The sequence below is a fragment of the Paenibacillus sp. FSL K6-3182 genome (assembly GCF_037976325.1).
Lineage (GTDB): Bacteria > Bacillota > Bacilli > Paenibacillales > Paenibacillaceae > Pristimantibacillus.
The window spans coordinates 4,740,385-4,756,407 of sequence record NZ_CP150265.1 but is presented as its reverse complement, the minus strand read 5'-3'; the positions used below and the strand labels follow the sequence as shown (position 1 = coordinate 4,756,407).

The 16,023-nt window shown below is 46.5% G+C and carries 13 protein-coding genes; 10 read left to right on the top strand and 3 right to left on the bottom strand.

The window, feature by feature from the left end; translation table 11 throughout:
• Window positions 1-71: 71 nt before the first annotated feature.
• Together MHH56_RS21200 and MHH56_RS21195 are read right to left on the bottom strand one after the other, a co-directional pair.
• Entirely contained in the window at window positions 72-989 is a 918-nt protein-coding gene (locus tag MHH56_RS21200; protein ID WP_339203665.1) for a DUF4358 domain-containing protein, read from the bottom strand.
• A 76-nt stretch (window positions 990-1,065) separates the two neighbouring features.
• Window positions 1,066-1,956: an AraC family transcriptional regulator gene (locus MHH56_RS21195; RefSeq protein ID WP_339203664.1), complete on the bottom strand. Its 891-nt coding sequence runs from the start codon at window positions 1,954-1,956 to the stop codon at window positions 1,066-1,068.
• Window positions 1,957-2,082: 126 nt separating this feature from the next.
• Here MHH56_RS21195 and MHH56_RS21190 point away from each other — a divergent pair, with 126 nt between their 5' ends.
• The 10 genes from MHH56_RS21190 (at window position 2,083) to MHH56_RS21145 (ending at window position 15,132) form a co-directional block, all read left to right on the top strand.
• Window positions 2,083-2,970: a sugar phosphate isomerase/epimerase gene (locus tag MHH56_RS21190; protein ID WP_339203663.1), complete on the top strand. Its 888-nt coding sequence runs from the start codon at window positions 2,083-2,085 to the stop codon at window positions 2,968-2,970.
• Between the two features lie 33 nt (window positions 2,971-3,003).
• A complete protein-coding gene (locus tag MHH56_RS21185; protein ID WP_339203662.1) occupies window positions 3,004-4,056 on the top strand; it encodes a Gfo/Idh/MocA family oxidoreductase in 1,053 nt (350 codons plus the stop codon).
• A gap of 165 nt (window positions 4,057-4,221) precedes the next feature.
• Entirely contained in the window at window positions 4,222-5,757 is a 1,536-nt protein-coding gene (locus MHH56_RS21180) for a sugar ABC transporter ATP-binding protein (RefSeq protein ID WP_339203661.1), read from the top strand.
• Complete coding sequence (locus MHH56_RS21175; RefSeq protein WP_339203660.1) at window positions 5,729-6,736, top strand: ABC transporter permease; 1,008 nt, start codon at window positions 5,729-5,731, stop codon at window positions 6,734-6,736. Before MHH56_RS21180 ends, MHH56_RS21175 begins: the two co-directional genes overlap by 29 nt.
• On the top strand, window positions 6,736-7,764 hold the full coding sequence (yjfF, locus tag MHH56_RS21170; RefSeq protein WP_076266740.1) for a galactofuranose ABC transporter, permease protein YjfF: 1,029 nt from the start codon (window positions 6,736-6,738) through the stop codon (window positions 7,762-7,764). Before MHH56_RS21175 ends, yjfF begins: the two co-directional genes overlap by 1 nt.
• Before the next feature lie 70 nt (window positions 7,765-7,834).
• A complete protein-coding gene (locus MHH56_RS21165; protein ID WP_339203659.1) occupies window positions 7,835-8,884 on the top strand; it encodes an ABC transporter substrate-binding protein in 1,050 nt (349 codons plus the stop codon).
• Window positions 8,885-9,001: 117 nt separating this feature from the next.
• On the top strand, window positions 9,002-10,774 hold the full coding sequence (locus MHH56_RS21160; protein WP_339203658.1) for a sensor histidine kinase: 1,773 nt from the start codon (window positions 9,002-9,004) through the stop codon (window positions 10,772-10,774).
• Window positions 10,775-10,798: 24 nt separating this feature from the next.
• Complete coding sequence (locus tag MHH56_RS21155; RefSeq protein ID WP_339203657.1) at window positions 10,799-12,010, top strand: response regulator; 1,212 nt, start codon at window positions 10,799-10,801, stop codon at window positions 12,008-12,010.
• Window positions 12,011-12,087: 77 nt separating this feature from the next.
• Window positions 12,088-13,887: a substrate-binding domain-containing protein gene (locus MHH56_RS21150; RefSeq protein ID WP_339203656.1), complete on the top strand. Its 1,800-nt coding sequence runs from the start codon at window positions 12,088-12,090 to the stop codon at window positions 13,885-13,887.
• Window positions 13,888-13,971: 84 nt separating this feature from the next.
• Entirely contained in the window at window positions 13,972-15,132 is a 1,161-nt protein-coding gene (locus MHH56_RS21145; protein WP_339203655.1) for a sn-glycerol-1-phosphate dehydrogenase, read from the top strand.
• 63 nt (window positions 15,133-15,195) lie between these two features.
• Here the strand turns inward: MHH56_RS21145 and MHH56_RS21140 are convergent, their stop codons facing one another.
• Complete coding sequence (locus MHH56_RS21140) at window positions 15,196-16,023, bottom strand: aldo/keto reductase (RefSeq protein WP_339203654.1); 828 nt, start codon at window positions 16,021-16,023, stop codon at window positions 15,196-15,198.

The following is a 16,023-nucleotide window of genomic DNA, read 5'->3' as shown; positions in this document are numbered from 1 at the left end:
AATGGCGGTGCAGGAGTTCCTGCACCGCCATTTTTCTATTAAGGCTATATTTTATACTTATTTCTGCATCATCATTTTTTCTTGAAAAACGCATTGAAAAGTTCAGCTGTTTTTTTCTGGTCAGGCGAGATCGAGAAGAGAACAAAATCTCCGTTGCGCAGGATTTGATAGTTTAAAGCTTGTTCGTATTGATCTTGCACATAGGTTTCGAATACTTTTTGCACAGCCTCGGCACGTTTCTTGAACAGCGCTTCAATGTCGGAAAAGTCTTTCTCTGACTTGAGCTGAACGACGGAAAACTCTCCAGCTTGAATCATTATCATCGGTTGATAGAAAATGCCGTCAATCAGCATCGTTTCCGGGTCTATGCCATAGCTGTCTTTTATTCGTTCGCCTTCAACTTCCGAAAGCGACCCAAGCCCTGCATCGGCTTTTATTTTGGCTGCGATATCAGCAACGGTGACCGCACCAGATGGATTGCCTGGATCTGGTTTCGTCGTCGGCTTCGGGGTAGGAGACGGCGTAGCAATCGGCAGGGTGGATGGCTTCGGTGTAACCGTTGGTTTAATGATCGGCTTCTCGGTTAGTGTCTCATTGTTTGGCTTCTCAGTTGGTACTGGAGAGGCTGGGTTCTTGGTCGGCTTTATGGTTGGCAAAGGTTTAGCCGAGGCTGCTGGTTTCTTCGTTGGTTTCGCAGTCGCAGCAGGTTCATCAGTTTTTGCTGGTTGTTTAGTTGGTGCAGGTGTGGCCGTCTCAACAGCATCCGTTGGAGCTGTGGTGGCTGTCGGCGCTTCAGTAGTTATATCCTCAGTCGCAGTAGGGAGTGGTGCCTCGGTAGGCTTGTCCGTTGCGGTATTTCCACCTGATATTGAAGAACTGCTCTCGTCATTATTCAATGGTTTGCCGGCGCTGCTGCAGGCAGCTGTAATGACCGTTATGAGTATAACCATGGATATGACGGAGAAGTATTTCGTTTTAAGCATAAACATCCAATTATCTCCTTTAATCATCGTTGTAAGTAAGACGCAGGGAAAGGCCAAAAGGTTGCTGTACGCTCATCTGCCGCTATTGCAGCTTACGTGCCTGCGAGGGGGTAATCCCTTTGTACTGCTTGTATAGCTTCGTAAAATAGTTCGGATTCTCACAGCCTACCTTTGCTGCAATTTCAGTAATTGTATCATTGCTTTCGCGCAGCAGCCGCTCGGCTTCGTTCATGCGATTGACATTGACATATTCGACGAAGGTGCGTCCTGTCAGCTTTTTGAACAGCTTGCAAAAATGGTAGGGATTGAGGCTGACTTGCTTGGCGGCCTGATCAATCGACATTTTTTCGCGAAAATCAGATTCAATACGCTGAATGAGCAGCTTGAAGCGGTCGCGATTGACAAAGTATGGTTCAGCCGGCATGCCTACCAGCTGACGCTCGATGAAAGTGCGGGAAAGAAGCGTAAATAGAGCATACAGCTTTGATTTGACGATAAGCTGATAGGCTGGCGGCTTGGCAATCAGCTCGGTAATTGCTTCTTCCAGCAGCGAGTAATGCTGAAGGCAGGACTCATCCTGCTCGGCCGGCTTTACGGGATAACGAAGCCTTCCCTCCAAATAAGGCGCAACAAACTGCGCATGCAGCGGATCATGCACCCAATCATTGAAGAGGGATGCGTTGAAGACGATACAATCATAATAAATATTGTCGTAACCCAGTGCATAGCCGACATGAAGACCGCCGCCTGGGATGAGCAGCACTTCTCCGGGCTTGACGACAAATGGACGGCTGTCGATATGGAAGAGAGCATTGCCTTCTCTCATGATGATAATCTCGAAATGCTCATGCCAGTGCAAATAAAGGAAACATTCATTTGGCGTTACATTATAGGCACGGTTTTGGAAGAGCTGAAATGGATACGCTTTTTGCTCTAGACGCGTATTTTCCCATAGCTCTTTCGGATAGCTCATCTACAGCACCTCCAACACAAGATTTGACTAGTATTGCGCAAGATTGTATAGAGAAATATGCAAAACTCCTAGTTATAATGAAGTTGTTGAGAATACTATAAGCCAATATTGGAGTGATATACAAGGATGAATAACAAATTGAGAATTGGAACGCTTGTCGGCGGAGGGAATGCGGATCAGATCATTCCACAAATCGTAAAGCACGGATTTGAATCGTTTAACTTAACTTTCTGGCAAACGACTGGTGAAACAGATCTTGTGGAGATGGCTAAACGGGTAAGAGCGCTCGCAGATGAACATGACTTTGTGGTTCCAGCTGTAAGCGTTTTCGGAAACCCGCTAACGGGAGAAGGAAACAACGCAGATACGCTTGCGAGCTGGGAGCGTCTGATTGATCATGCGCATCTGTTTGGTGCTGATATTGTATCTGGGTTCACAGGCCGCTTGACGAATCAACCGATTGACGAGTCCATTCCGAAATTCAAGGAAGTTTTCGGGGAGCTCACACGCAGAGCAGCGGATAAAGGTGTACGGATTGCTTTTGAAAACTGCGATATGGGCGGAACCTGGGCGACAGGCGATTGGAATATTGCCCATAACCCGGCAGCCTGGGAACTTATGTTTAATGCGGTGCCGCTGGACAACATCGGATTGGAATGGGAGCCTTGCCACCAAATGGTCAGTTTAATCGATCCGATTCCGCAGCTGCGCAAATGGGCGAATAAGGTGTTCCATGTGCATGGCAAAGATGCAACAATTGCATGGGATATCGTGAAGGAGCACGGGGTACACAGCAAGCAGCAGTTTGTATGGCACCGTACACCTGGTTTTGGCGATACCAACTGGAAAGATATTATTACGATTTTGAGACAGAACGATTATAAAGGCACAATTGATATTGAGGGCTGGCATGATCCTGTTTATAAGGACGAGCTGGAAATGACAGGACAAGTACATGCGCTTAATTATTTGAAAAACTGCCGCGGCGGCGATTTTGTTCCTAACCCGGTATAGAAAATAATAGAATTCAAAAAAGGAGAGAATACAATGTCGATTAAGCATCGTGTAGTCGTAGCCGGCTGCGGAGGCATGGCGAATACTTGGGTAGACTACGCCAAAGAACGGGAAGACACTGAAATTGTCGGGCTTGTTGATATTAAGGAAGAGTTTGCGCAAGCGATGGCTGAACGCAAGGGACTTCATTGTCCAACCTTTACCGACATTAAAAAAGCGATCGCGGAGACAGATGCAACGATCGTATTTGATGTGACCATTCCTGCAAGCCATTATACAATCAGCACGACGGCTCTAGAGATGGGCTGCCATGTATTCGGAGAAAAGCCGCTTGCAGAATCGATGGCTGATTGCAATGCAATCGTACGTATTGCTGCCGAGTCGGACAGAACACATGCCGTAATGCAAAATCGGAGGTTTGACCCGCGTATTCGTGCATTTCGGCAATTGCTTGAGGAGGGCACGATCGGCAAACCAGGTTTTGTAGGCGCAGACTTTTTTCTAGGCGCGCATTTTGGCGGGTTCCGCGATGCGATGGACAGCCCATTACTGCTGGATATGGCGATTCATACCTTCGATCAGGCGAGATTTATTATTGGTGCTGATCCTGTTTCTGTCTATTGTCATGAGTTTAATCCTCCAGGCTCTTGGTATGCAGGAAATGCCAATGCGATATGTATTTTTGAGATGTCCGACGGTTCCGTATTTAATTATCGCGGGTCTTGGTGCGCGGAGGGGGCGTCCACAACATGGGAGGCTTCTTGGAGAGTAACTGGCGAGCATGGTACAGCGATTTGGGAAGGAGATAACAACCCGTACGCGGAGATCGTGGTTAGCGGTGACCAGAGTGGGAAATTCATACGTGACTATAAACGAGTAGAATCCCAGCTTCCTGAAATGGAAAATACGCATCATAAAGGCTGTTTGGACAATATGTTCGCTTCGCTTGAGGCAGGCAGCAAGCCGGAAACGGATTGCAGCGACAATATTTATAGTATGGCGATGGTTCTGGCATCACTTGAGAGTGCAAAAACCGGTCAAAAGGTACAAATTGCTGGCTTTATGGAAGCAGCCGCAGGCAAATAAATCAAAGGTAAACAAAAGAGTGACTCCTAGCTGATGCAGCTGCGGGGTCGCTCTTTTGTTTTGCATAAATGTCCGAATTCATTAAAAAAAGACCTATATTTCTAAATACGAACGATGGTCGTTTTTTCTACAATTGGAGGTGAAAACGGAAAGAGGTGAAGGACCATGGGCACCGATTATGTGCTGCATATGAAAGGAATTAGCAAATCGTTTCCTGGCGTCAAGGCGCTTTCAAATGTTGATTTTGGTCTCAGGAAAGGCGAGATCCATGCGCTCATGGGAGAGAACGGCGCAGGAAAATCGACGTTGATTAAAGTAGCGACCGGCGTGCACAAATGGGATGCTGGAGAGGTGTTGCTAGCTGGCAGGACGATAGCTCCAAAATCTCCGCTGGAAGCACAGCGGCTTGGCATAAGTACGGTATATCAAGAGGTCAATTTATGCCCAAATCTCAGCGTGGCTGAGAACATTTATATTGGTCGTCATCCCAGAAAACGCGGATTAATAGACTGGGACAAAATGTACAACGACAGCGAGCGGCTGCTGGAGCGTCTAGACCTTGCGATTGATGTTAAGCAAACATTATCGCATTATTCGGTTGCTATTCAGCAAATGGTAGCCATTGCGAGAGCTGTTGATATTTCGAACGGTATTCTTATATTGGATGAGCCTACGTCAAGCCTTGATGCGAATGAGGTTAAACAGCTGTTCAAAGTTATGCGCATTCTGAAGCAAGAGGGCATGGGCATCTTATTTGTTACTCATTTCCTAGACCAGGTATATGAAGTAACCGACCGGATTACGGTGCTGCGCAATGGGATGCTCGTCGGCGAATACTTAACGAAGGATCTGACCAAAACAGAGCTTGTGTCCCATATGATCGGCAGGGAATGGAGCGTAGAAGAAGCAACAGGGAAAAAGGCAGTAGAGCGAACGGCTGGCGGAAACTTTTTGGAGGCCAGCTCGCTTGGCAAACGAGGCAGCATTAATCCTATCGATCTTCAGATCGGGAAAGGGGAGGTGCTTGGTCTTGCAGGACTTCTTGGCTCTGGCCGAACAGAAATCGCTAAACTCATCTTTGGCATCGACAAAGCGGATGAAGGCAGCTTGACCATTGACGGCGAGCTTATTTCTTCTATGTACCCGCAGAAAGCTATTCAGAAAGGGCTTGGATTCACGCCAGAGGATCGCAAAGTAGCAGGCATCATAGGAGAGCTTACCATTCGTGAAAATATCGTTTTGGCGCTGCAAGCCCGTAAAGGCCTCTTCTCATTCATACCGCTGCGCAAGCAAAAGGAAATCGCCAATCATTACATTGAGCTGCTAAAGATCAAAACGCCAAGCGCCGAGCAGAAGATTGAAAATCTAAGCGGCGGAAATCAGCAAAAGGTTATTTTGGCGAGGTGGCTTGCTACGCAGCCGAAGCTACTTATTCTGGATGAGCCGACACGCGGAATCGATGTTGGTTCCAAGATGGAAATACGCAAGCTCATTCTTGATTTGGCGGCAACAGGCATATCGATCCTCATCATATCGGCGGAGCTTGAGGAAATCGTTCAATGCTGCAATCGGATTATCGTTTTACGCGATCGGATTAAGATCGGCGAGGTCGCCGGCGCAAACATGCGCGAGAACATTATTATGGAAATGATTGCGAAGGGAGCGGAAATGTATGGCGGGTCTGACGGGATTGGCGCGTAGTTTAAGCAAGCAGAAAATCATTTGGCCGATTCTGGCACTCGCTGTATTGTTTCTTTTCAATTTGATCGTCATCCCTGATTTTTTTCGAATGGAATGGAAGGACGGTCATTTATTCGGCAATTTGATTGATATTTTGAAAAATGGATCGCCGCTCATCATCATTGCTATTGGCATGACTCTAGTCATTGCTAAAGAGGGAATTGATATATCCGTAGGATCAGTTCTCGCTATTTCGGGGGCTATCGCGGTATTTATGCTCGATGGTTATCCACTTTGGCTTGTCATTCTAGCGGGTGTATTTGCAGGATTATTATGCGGCTTATGGAATGGGATGCTGGTTGCGATGATTGGCATTCAGCCGATGGTGGCTACCTTAATTTTGCTGACGATTGGCCGAGGAATCGCTCAACTAATTACGAGCGGGCAAGTGCTTACGACTAACGATAGGGCGTATCAGTTTATTGGAAAAGGGCATTTGCTAGGGCTGCCGTTTCCGCTGTTCATTGCAATGGCTGTATTTTTACTCGTATATCTATTCAAAACACGTACCGCGTTCGGACTTTTTCTAGAGGCTGCTGGCGGCAATAAGACAGCGAGCAGCTATGCGGGTATACGTCCTAAAGTAATCTTCATGACCGCATATACGATTACGGGCATTTGCGCCGGTATTGCCGGCATTATTATTAGCGCAAACGTAGCAAGTGCCGATGCGAACAATGCTGGACTGTGGATAGAGCTGGATGCTATTTTAGCTGTCGTAATTGGCGGAACCTCGATGCGTGGCGGACGCTTCTACCTTGGCGGAACGATCTTCGGAGCCTTGTTCATCCAAAGCTTGACGACGACGATTTATTCTTTGGGTGTTGAGCCTTCCAGCATTTTGCTCGTTAAAGCGGTTGTTGTTATTATCGTCTGCTTGATTCAATCCGACTTATTCCGGCAGTCATTCAAATTGGTGAAAAAGAAGGTGGCGGCATAATGAAGCTGATTTCTCTGAAAATTAGCCATAACAATATTATTGTTTTGGCTACGCTGCTTCTTTTGTTTATTTTGTACGGGTCAGGTGCTGCGCTTTACAAGGGCTTTTTCTCCATGCAAGTATTTTTGAATCTTTTTATAGACAATGCCTATCTCATTATTGTGGCCACAGGCATGGCATTCGTCATTATTAAAGGCGGCATCGATTTATCCGTGGCTTCGGTCGTTGCGCTGATCAGCATGGTGTCGGCGTCACTCTTCCAGCATGGGGCAAACGCGCTTGTTGTAACGATCGTTGCTCTCGTCATTGGTACGCTGTTTGGGGCAGGGCAAGGGTATTTGATTCAGCGCTTTCAACTTCATCCTTGGATTGTCACGCTGGCGGGAATGTTCCTCGCTAGAGGGATTAGCTTTCTCATCAGCACGGAGAGTATCGTTATTAGCAATTCAGTTTATGTGAAGCTCTCCCAATACAAAATTTATTTGTGGGGCGATCATTTTATAACGATTAGTGTCGTCATTGCGATTGCCGTTGTTATCGCTGCTCTCCTGATCGGGCGGTATTCCTCCTTTGGCAGGGCGGTGTATGCGATTGGCGGCAGTGAAAAGTCCGCTGTTTTGATGGGGCTGCCTGTTGCTCGAACGACGATTCTTGTATACACCTTAAGCGGTTTGTTTTCTGCAATTGGGGGCATCGTGTTTACACTTTATATGCTGTCGGGCTATTCGCTGCATTTGATGGGTATGGAAATGGATGCGATTGCGTCGTGCGTTATTGGCGGTATTTTGCTCACTGGCGGATTTGGTTATTTGATCGGGCCAACGCTCGGCGTGCTTTGTACAGGCATTATACAAACGATCATTATGTTTCAAGGGACGCTCAGCTCTTGGTGGACCAAGATTACTATTGGATTTTTATTGTTTCTTTTCATGGCTTTTCAACGAATTATTGTGATGAGAAAAGAAAAAAACGCCTTGCCAGCTTCCAAAAATAAACCGAAATTTGAAAATAAAGTCGTTAATTTGTAAATACAGAACATTTGCAACATTTGTATATTGAGAGTGTAGCCAATACAAGTTCGATAGGGAGGAAATAAGAATGAACAGAAAGAAACCGTTTATCGTCACGATGCTAGCTGCGATTATGCTGGTAGGCTTGATCGCCGGTTGTGGCAACAACAGCAATAATGGGGGCAACAAACCAGTAAGCGGAAATGCAACAAACAAGCCAACAGAGAATGCGGCAACGGAAGCACCACCGGAAGCGAACAAGAAGCTGGTTGTAGGATTCGCGCAAATCGGTGCGGAAAGCGGCTGGCGTGATGCTGAGACCGATTCGGTTAAAGCGACATTTAGCGAAGACCCGAACTTCGAGCTGAAATTCTCTGACGCACAGCAAAAGCAAGAAAACCAAATTAAAGCGATCCGTACGTTTATCGCCCAAAAAGTAGATGCCATTGGACTTGCGCCAGTCGTAGAGTCAGGCTGGGAAACGGTATTGAAGGAAGCTAAAGATGCGAATATTCCAGTGTTTTTGCTAGACCGCGGCATTACAAAAGGCAATGAGGACTTGTATGTATCGTTTATCGGTTCCGACTTTATTCTCGAGGGTCAAAACGCAGCGAAATGGATGATCGATGAGTTTGGCGCTGGCGCTCAGGTCAACATCGTTCAATTGGAAGGCACAGTAGGTGCAAGCGCAGCGAATGACCGTAAAAAAGGATTCGAGGATGCGATTGCTGGCGAAGCCGGCTACAAAATCGTTTATTCCCAAACAGGCGATTTCACTCGCGCCAAAGGCAAAGAGGTCATGGAAGCTTATTTAAAAAAGGATAAAAACATCCAAGTTGTCTACGCACATAATGACGATATGGCGCTAGGCGCGATTCAAGCGATTGAAGAAGCGGGCTTGAAGCCAGGAACAGATATTAAAATTATAGGCGTTGACGGCATTAAAGCAGCTTTTGAAGCGATTGCAGAAGGTAAAATGAATGTTACTGTAGAATGTAATCCATTGCTGGGACCACAGCTGAAGCAAGCGATTCTCGATTACAAAGCTGGCACTACGCTCGAAAAATGGATTAAATCGGATGAGGACGTTTATTTCGGCCAAAAAGCAATCGATGCGCTGCCAAATCGCAAATATTAATCGTTATGGCAATTGAAGATAGGTAAATTACGAGACTGCAGAAGAGAAAAATCTCTTATGCAGTTTCGTTTTTCGCATTTCAAAGGAAATGATCATTTTTTGATGAGGACGGATTGAATGTTTATGCTAAGCGGTTTATTTGCGAATCGTAGTATCCGTTTCAAGCTTTTATTTTATTTCGTCATCATTACTTTATTTTCAATCGCTGCACTCAGCATTCTGGGCAGCACCTTATACAAAAATGCTATTGAAGAGGAAACGAACGCACATACGGTGCAAATGATGGATCAGGTAAAAAACCACATTGAAGTATATATAAAAGAAATGGATAACATTATTTATTATTTGTCACAGGACGCGTCGGTCATCGAATTTATGAGAAGGTCGAATAATGAATCAGGGCAGCTGAAGCTGCTGGATTCTAAGGTGAGGAAACTTCAGAGGGTCTATATAGAGAAGCATGTAGAAATTGCTGGAGCAATGATTGTGAGCCGCAACAACCAATTCGCAAGCAGCGGTTTAGAGCCGATTACGAGAGATTTTATGACGGAAGAGCAGTGGTATAAGAAGGCAGCTCTTCAGCCGGAGCATATTCATTTGTTCAGCCATCCGATTGGGAGAAATATTAGAGCAGAGCAAAATTTAAGCGCCGATCAGGTGCTGTCGTTCGTGCGGGCTGTAAAGGACCCGTTGACCGGCCAAGTGCTTGGCGTTATTTTGATCGATATGAAATTAGACATTATTCAGGCGATCGTAGAATCGGTATCGCTAGGGAAAAGCGGCTTTATTTTTATTATGGATGAGAATGGCGGTGTCGTGTATTCGCCAGTCAATCCGATTGTATACCGCATTTCGGGCGATTGGATGGAGGGGCGCTCTGGCAAAGTCATTCGCCAAGTTAATGAGCTTGAATACCAGATGATCTATAATACCTTTCCAGAGTTTGATTGGCGAATCGTCGGCGTGTTTCCGCTTAAGGAGTCGCTTCAAGTCGTTGCGGACATTCAATTTTATACCGTTATTATTGCGCTGGTCACGCTGCTGCTTGCCTTTATGGCATCCTGGTATTTCACGAATGCGATCGTTCGTCCCGTTGGGAAGCTGCGCAGTTTAATGAAGAAGGTAGAAGAAGGAGAGCTTCATCTGCGCTTTCCTAGTAAAACGAAAGATGAGATCGGACAGCTGGGCAATAGCTTTAACCATATGGTGCAGGAAATTGACAATTTGATTCATCTCGTATATTTGGAGCAAAGGGAGAAACGCGAGGCCGAGCTGAAAATATTGCAAGCACAAATTAAACCCCATTTCCTCTATAACACGCTGGATACGATTCAGTGGATGGCACAGGACCGGGATGCCGATGATATCGTCGATATCGTAGTTGCCTTAACTCATCTCTTCCGAATCAGCCTTAGCAAAGGACGAGAGGTTATTCCGCTTAGCGACGAGATTCAGCATGTGGAGAGCTATTTGATTATTCAAATGGCCAGATATGAGGATAAGTTATCCTTCGAGATCGACATTCCGCAGGAGCTGCAGACGCTAAGCGTGCTCAAAATCATTTTGCAGCCGCTCGTCGAGAACGCGATCTATCATGGCATCAAAGAAAAGCTGGCTAAAGGCACGATTCGTATACATGGCTCTGCAGAAGACAATAAGCTGGTTCTCGTCGTTGAAGATGACGGCGTCGGGTTTGAAGCGGAGCGGCTGATTCAGATGAATGAATCGTTTCATGCTATCCGGCAAAGCGGCGAGGATCGAGGTTATGGATTGTACAATGTGAATGAACGAATCAAGCTGTCATATGGCTCTGGTTATGGTCTTACCATTGAGAGCGAGCGGGGACAAGGCTCCAAAATCGTGGTAAAACTACCGTTAATGGTTGGATAACTTGAAATGGCTGGGGGTATGGAGATGTGGAAGCTGCTTATAGCGGATGATGAGCCGAAGATTCGCAGAGGATTAGCCAAGGTGCTTCCTTGGGAGGAGCTTGGCATAGAACTGGTAGGCGAAGCCGAGAACGGCTTGCAAGCGCTTGAGCTTGCGGAAGAGCGTAAGCCTGATATTTTGTTTGTTGATATTTGCATGCCATTTGTAGACGGGCTGGAGTTCATTGAGCGGCTGCGGCAAACGCTGGAACGCAGCATTGTGATTGTTATTTCAGGACATGATGAGTTTCGTTACGCACAGCAGGCCGTAAAGCTGCATGTATTTGAATATATGCTCAAGCCTGTAATGAAAAGCAAGCTGGAGACTGTTGTACGCAAAGCAATCAGCGAGCTTGAGCAGAAACGAGACAAGGAGCAAAAGCTGGAATGGATGGATAAGCAGCTCAAAACCAATTCCGTCGCGATTCGGGATACGTTTTTGTTGAAATGGCTGGAAGGCATTATTGCGCCTGAGGAAATTCATAATCAGACCGCCTTCCTAAGGCTTGGCTGGGTAGATGCTGTCGGCATGATCGCCTTTAAGGTGATTCAAAACGTGGAATCCGGCAAGGCGATGCGCGTGTGGGACCGCGACCTTCTGGAGTTTGCTTTGAAAAACATTACGGAGGACCTGCTTGCTGGCAATGGAGCAGGCAATCATGTTGTGCTTAACGATAAGAAAGGTCAAATCATCGTCATGGGCTGTATAGACAGCTATAACGAATGGCTCAAGTTAGGACAGAAAATTCAAGATAAAATGGAAGCGCTTCTTGAAAAAACGATTATTTTTGAGCAGCAGGCAGTGGAGAGTATCGAAGAGTTTCCGAAGCTGTACCGTACGTTGTCAAGAGAGCTTGGCAGCAAAGGCAGTTTGTCTCCGATCGTTATTTTGACGAAAAAATTTATTGATCGTAATTTCTACATGCCTTCGCTGACGCTTGGTGATGTCGCTGAAGGTGTGCAGGTTAGTCCTACTTATTTAAGCAAGCAGCTGAAGCGGGAGCTTGGGCTTTCTTTTATCGATTATTTGACAGAGGTTCGAATTCGGAAAGCGATTCAATTGATGAGCGATCCCTTGTTCAAAGTGTATGAAATTGCAGAGAAGGTAGGGTACAGCAGCCAGCATTATTTCAGCAGCGCCTTTAAGAAGGTGACTGGAACCTCGCCGATGGTCTATAAGAAAGGGATACGTTCATGATTGGAAGAAAGGCAGCAGGTTTTCTTATCCTTTGCTTGATTTTTGTGGCTTTGGTTGTATGGACGAGGGCGTGCGTAATGAACGAAAAGGTTGTGAAAAATGACAGCGGATACAATTATTTGATCGGGGTGTCCCAGCCCAATTTGAGCGAGCCTTGGCGCGTGGCCATGAATGAGGAAATTCAGCAGGAGGTCAGCAGGCACTCGGATATGCGGGTCATCTTCACCGATGCCGCGCAAAGCAGCGAGCAGCAGGCGAAGGATGTGAAGAAGCTGGTTGGATATGGCGTCGATCTGCTCATCATATCGCTTGATGATCCAGTAGCTCTCACACAAACAGTAAGCTCCGTTTACGAGAATATTCCTGTTATCGTGCTCGGAAGAGGCGTGACAGGATATGATTATACGCTATATGTCGGTACGGACGATGAAATGATTGGCAGAAAAGCAGGCGAATTTGCAATGGAAACGCTGGGTGAGTCGGGCGGTAAAATTATTGAAATGCAAGGGTTGGCCGGTTCTCCGACCGTTGAAGAACGCAGCAATGGATTTAGGGAAGCGATTCATAATTCCAAACTTAGCATCGTGCAGACGATGAATGCGGATTGGCAGCGCGATCGAGCGGAGGATCTGCTAACGGATTGGTTAAAAGATCAACCCGAGGTTGACTTAATCTTTGCCCATAATGAAGCGATGGCGTTAGGCGCATATCGTGCAGTACAGAAGCTTGATAGGAATGATATTAATATTATTGGCATCGATGGCGTCAATTCTGAAAACGGCAGCCTGCTGCTCGTCTCGGAGAACAAGCTGACAGGCACTTTTACAAGTCCCCCTGGCGGCAAGGAAGCGATTCGTTATGCGGTCGATATATTGAATAAAGAAAAGGGAATTCCCAAAAAAGTTATTTTGCGCAGCCAGAAAATAACGAATCAACTGGAGGGGAAGGGCGAGCCGCGCGTTACGCATTCACCAGCGCCTACGCTCCAAGAGGCACAATCTCCGATTGTATTAGGGTTTGCACAGGTGGGTACGGAAAGCGGCTGGCGAATCGCAAATACAAAGTCGGTGATTAATGCGGCAAAGGAAGCAGGCGTGGAGCTGCTTTATGAGAATGCGGAGCAGTCGCAGGATAAACAAATTGAACTGATTCGGCAGTTTATAAAGAAAAAGGTGGATGTGATCGCCTTCTCACCGAAGACGGAGACCGGCTGGGAAGAAGTATTGAAGGAGGCGAAGGAGGCAGGAATTCCAGTCATACTGTCTGATCGTGAAGTGAACGTAAGCGATGATACGCTGTGGACAGCTTACATCGGTTCAGATTTTCGCGAGGAAGGCAGAAGGGCGGCAAGATGGTTGATTCAAGAGGCAGAGGAAGGACAAAGCTATCAATTCGTCGAGCTGCAAGGAACCGCACACTCTGCGCCAGCTGTTGGGCGAATGCAGGGGTTCAAGGAGGTTATCCAAACCAATCAAAACTTCACTTTGCTTGAATCATTGCAAGGCGACTTTACGAAGAAGAAGGGCAAAGAGCTGATGGCGGCGGCGCTTAAACGGCATGGCTCTGCGATAAACGTCGTTTATTCCCATAATGATGATATGGCTTTAGGCGCTATTGAGGCCATTGAGGATTTTGGCTTGCGGCCGGGTAAGGACATTACGATTATCTCTGTTGATGCTACTAAGTCAGCTCTTAAAGCATTAAGTATCGGAAAGCTTAACTTTGCAGTTGAATGCAATGCGCTGCTTGGTCCTCAGCTCATGAAGGCGGTTAAGGATTTGTCAGAGGGCAAGGAGCTTCCGATGAAGATTATTACTGCTGAAGGTGTTTTTACGCAGGAATCTGCCAAAATGGCGCTAGCAAGCCGTGAATATTAATAGAAGGAGAGTGCTGTTAAAGTTGACAAGGTATGCCATCAAGAGCAGAATAAAAATATTACACTACGAAATGAGGCATAGCCCATGTCAAACCTTATTGATAGAGTGAAAAAGCTAGCAGCAGGTTTTGATGAAGAAACGTTGCGAGCGATTGAAATAAACCCTTTGCTTGTCGAAGCGGGTGCCCTTCAAGCGGTAGCTCCATATATAAAGGAAAAGCAGTATAGTCAGGTTGTTATTGCTGCGGATGCGATTACATACAGCATTGCTGGGAAACAACTTGAGGAAGCCATTGCAGCGCAAGATATTTCTGTTCATGTGACGATTATAAAGGCGGACCGCCAAGGCGATGTCATTGCGGATGAAGCATCGATCGTGCAGCTCTTATTGGACATTCAACTGCGCAAAGCACAGGTAGTCATTGCAGCAGGCACAGGAACGATACATGATATTTCTCGTTATGCCGCTTATACAGCGGGCATTCCCTTTGTATCTGTTCCGACTGCGTCATCTGTTGACGGCTTCAATTCCAAAGGAGCGCCGATTATTATTCGCGGCGAGAAGAAGACGATCGCGGCCATTGGCCCCGATGCGATATTTGCTGATTTGGAAATCCTCGCAGCTGCGCCAGCAGTCATGGTAGCTGCTGGTTTTGGCGATATGCTGGGAAAATATACTTCGTTATTTGATTGGAGCTTTGGCGCAGCTGAAGGCGGTGAGCCCTATTCAGAAGAGGTTGCTGAAATTACGCGTATTGCACTTAACAAATGTGTAGAGAATGCTTCGTTAATTGCTACCCGTGACCAGCAAGGCATTCGCATACTTATTGAAGCGCTTATTGAATCCGGCCTTGCCATGCTCTTATTCGGTCAATCGCATTCAGCGTCCGGATCAGAACATCATTTATCGCATTTCTGGGAAATGGAATATATTCGCCTTGGCAAAAGACAGCTGCTGCACGGTGCAAAGGTTGGCGTAGCCTGCGCGGAAATTTCCAAGCTATATCACCAGCTTGCTGCTGAAGAAGAAGGTCTAGCTTTTACAGCTAATCCTGAGAAGGTACGGGAGGCCATTGCCGCACTTCCGGATGAAGCCCAAATTAGAGCGTGGCTAAAGCAGGTTGGCGGTCCGACAACGACGGAGGAGCTCGGGGTCGATACGGAGCTGCTCACGGCAAGTTTGCAGAAAGCCCATCTCGTTAGGCCAAACAGATATACGTTACTAAGCGCGTATAATTCTATTTAAGCAAAAAACGGCTCCATCCTTTGAAACAAGGATGGAGCCGTTATTATTTTGGAGTGATTTAATTTAGAAGTTGAAATTATCTGGATCTGGGCCAAAACGGTGATCTTGGTTAAGCGCACTGATTTGAGCCATTTCCTCAGACGTTAGCGTGAAATCGAAAATATCTCCATTTTCTTTAATGCGAGCCGGAGTAATCGATTTTGGTATCGTAACGACCTCGTTTTGCAGATCCCAACGAAGCACCACTTGAGCAGGCGATTTGCCATATTTGGCAGCAATATCAGCGAGCACGCTTTGATCCAGGTTTCCTTGCATAAGCGGGCTCCAAGCCATTAGCTGAATGCTGCGGCTCTTGGCAAAAGTGTGAAGCTCCGTTTGTGTAAGAAGCGGGTGGTATTCCACTTGATTGACCATAGGAACAAATTCACCTGCTGTAATGACATCCTGTAGATGATGGATTTGGAAGTTGCTCACGCCAATTGCACGTACATAACCGTCACGGTACAGCTTTTCAAGCGCGCGCCAAGTTTCCAAGTACTTATCCTTTACAGGCCAGTGGATGAGCAATAGATCAACAACTTCAATGCCAAGTTTCCGTCTGCTGTCTTCAAAGGCAGTCAGCGTGGAATCGTAGCCTTGATGAGCATTCCAAATTTTTGTCGTTACAAAAATTTCGTCGCGCGCGATCCCGCTGTTGCGAATACCAGCGCCAACCCCCTCTTCATTATTGTAAGCTGCTGCTGTATCGATGCTTCTATAACCAGCTTCAATCGCAGAGGCGACCGTTCTTTCCGCTTCCCCATCATCTTTCACTTTCCAAACGCCAAGGCCAAGCCAAGGCATTTTTACTCCGTTACTTAATGTGGTATGTGCTGTTAGTGCATGAGTCAT

Bases quoted from the DNA above. Each gene is read 5' to 3' on its own strand.
- MHH56_RS21195 (WP_339203664.1), bottom strand. From the start codon at position 1,956: ATGAGCTATCCGAAAGAGCTATGGGAAAATACGCGTCTAGAGCAAAAA.
- yjfF (WP_076266740.1), top strand. From the start codon at position 6,736: ATGAAGCTGATTTCTCTGAAAATTAGCCATAACAATATTATTGTTTTG.
- MHH56_RS21200 (WP_339203665.1), bottom strand. From the start codon at position 989: ATGTTTATGCTTAAAACGAAATACTTCTCCGTCATATCCATGGTTATA.
- MHH56_RS21190 (WP_339203663.1), top strand. From the start codon at position 2,083: ATGAATAACAAATTGAGAATTGGAACGCTTGTCGGCGGAGGGAATGCG.
- MHH56_RS21140 (WP_339203654.1), bottom strand. From the start codon at position 16,023: ATGACTCATGCACTAACAGCACATACCACATTAAGTAACGGAGTAAAA.
- MHH56_RS21160 (WP_339203658.1), top strand. From the start codon at position 9,002: ATGTTTATGCTAAGCGGTTTATTTGCGAATCGTAGTATCCGTTTCAAG.
- MHH56_RS21145 (WP_339203655.1), top strand. From the start codon at position 13,972: ATGTCAAACCTTATTGATAGAGTGAAAAAGCTAGCAGCAGGTTTTGAT.
- MHH56_RS21165 (WP_339203659.1), top strand. From the start codon at position 7,835: ATGAACAGAAAGAAACCGTTTATCGTCACGATGCTAGCTGCGATTATG.
- MHH56_RS21185 (WP_339203662.1), top strand. From the start codon at position 3,004: ATGTCGATTAAGCATCGTGTAGTCGTAGCCGGCTGCGGAGGCATGGCG.
- MHH56_RS21175 (WP_339203660.1), top strand. From the start codon at position 5,729: ATGGCGGGTCTGACGGGATTGGCGCGTAGTTTAAGCAAGCAGAAAATC.
- MHH56_RS21155 (WP_339203657.1), top strand. From the start codon at position 10,799: ATGTGGAAGCTGCTTATAGCGGATGATGAGCCGAAGATTCGCAGAGGA.
- MHH56_RS21180 (WP_339203661.1), top strand. From the start codon at position 4,222: ATGGGCACCGATTATGTGCTGCATATGAAAGGAATTAGCAAATCGTTT.
- MHH56_RS21150 (WP_339203656.1), top strand. From the start codon at position 12,088: ATGAACGAAAAGGTTGTGAAAAATGACAGCGGATACAATTATTTGATC.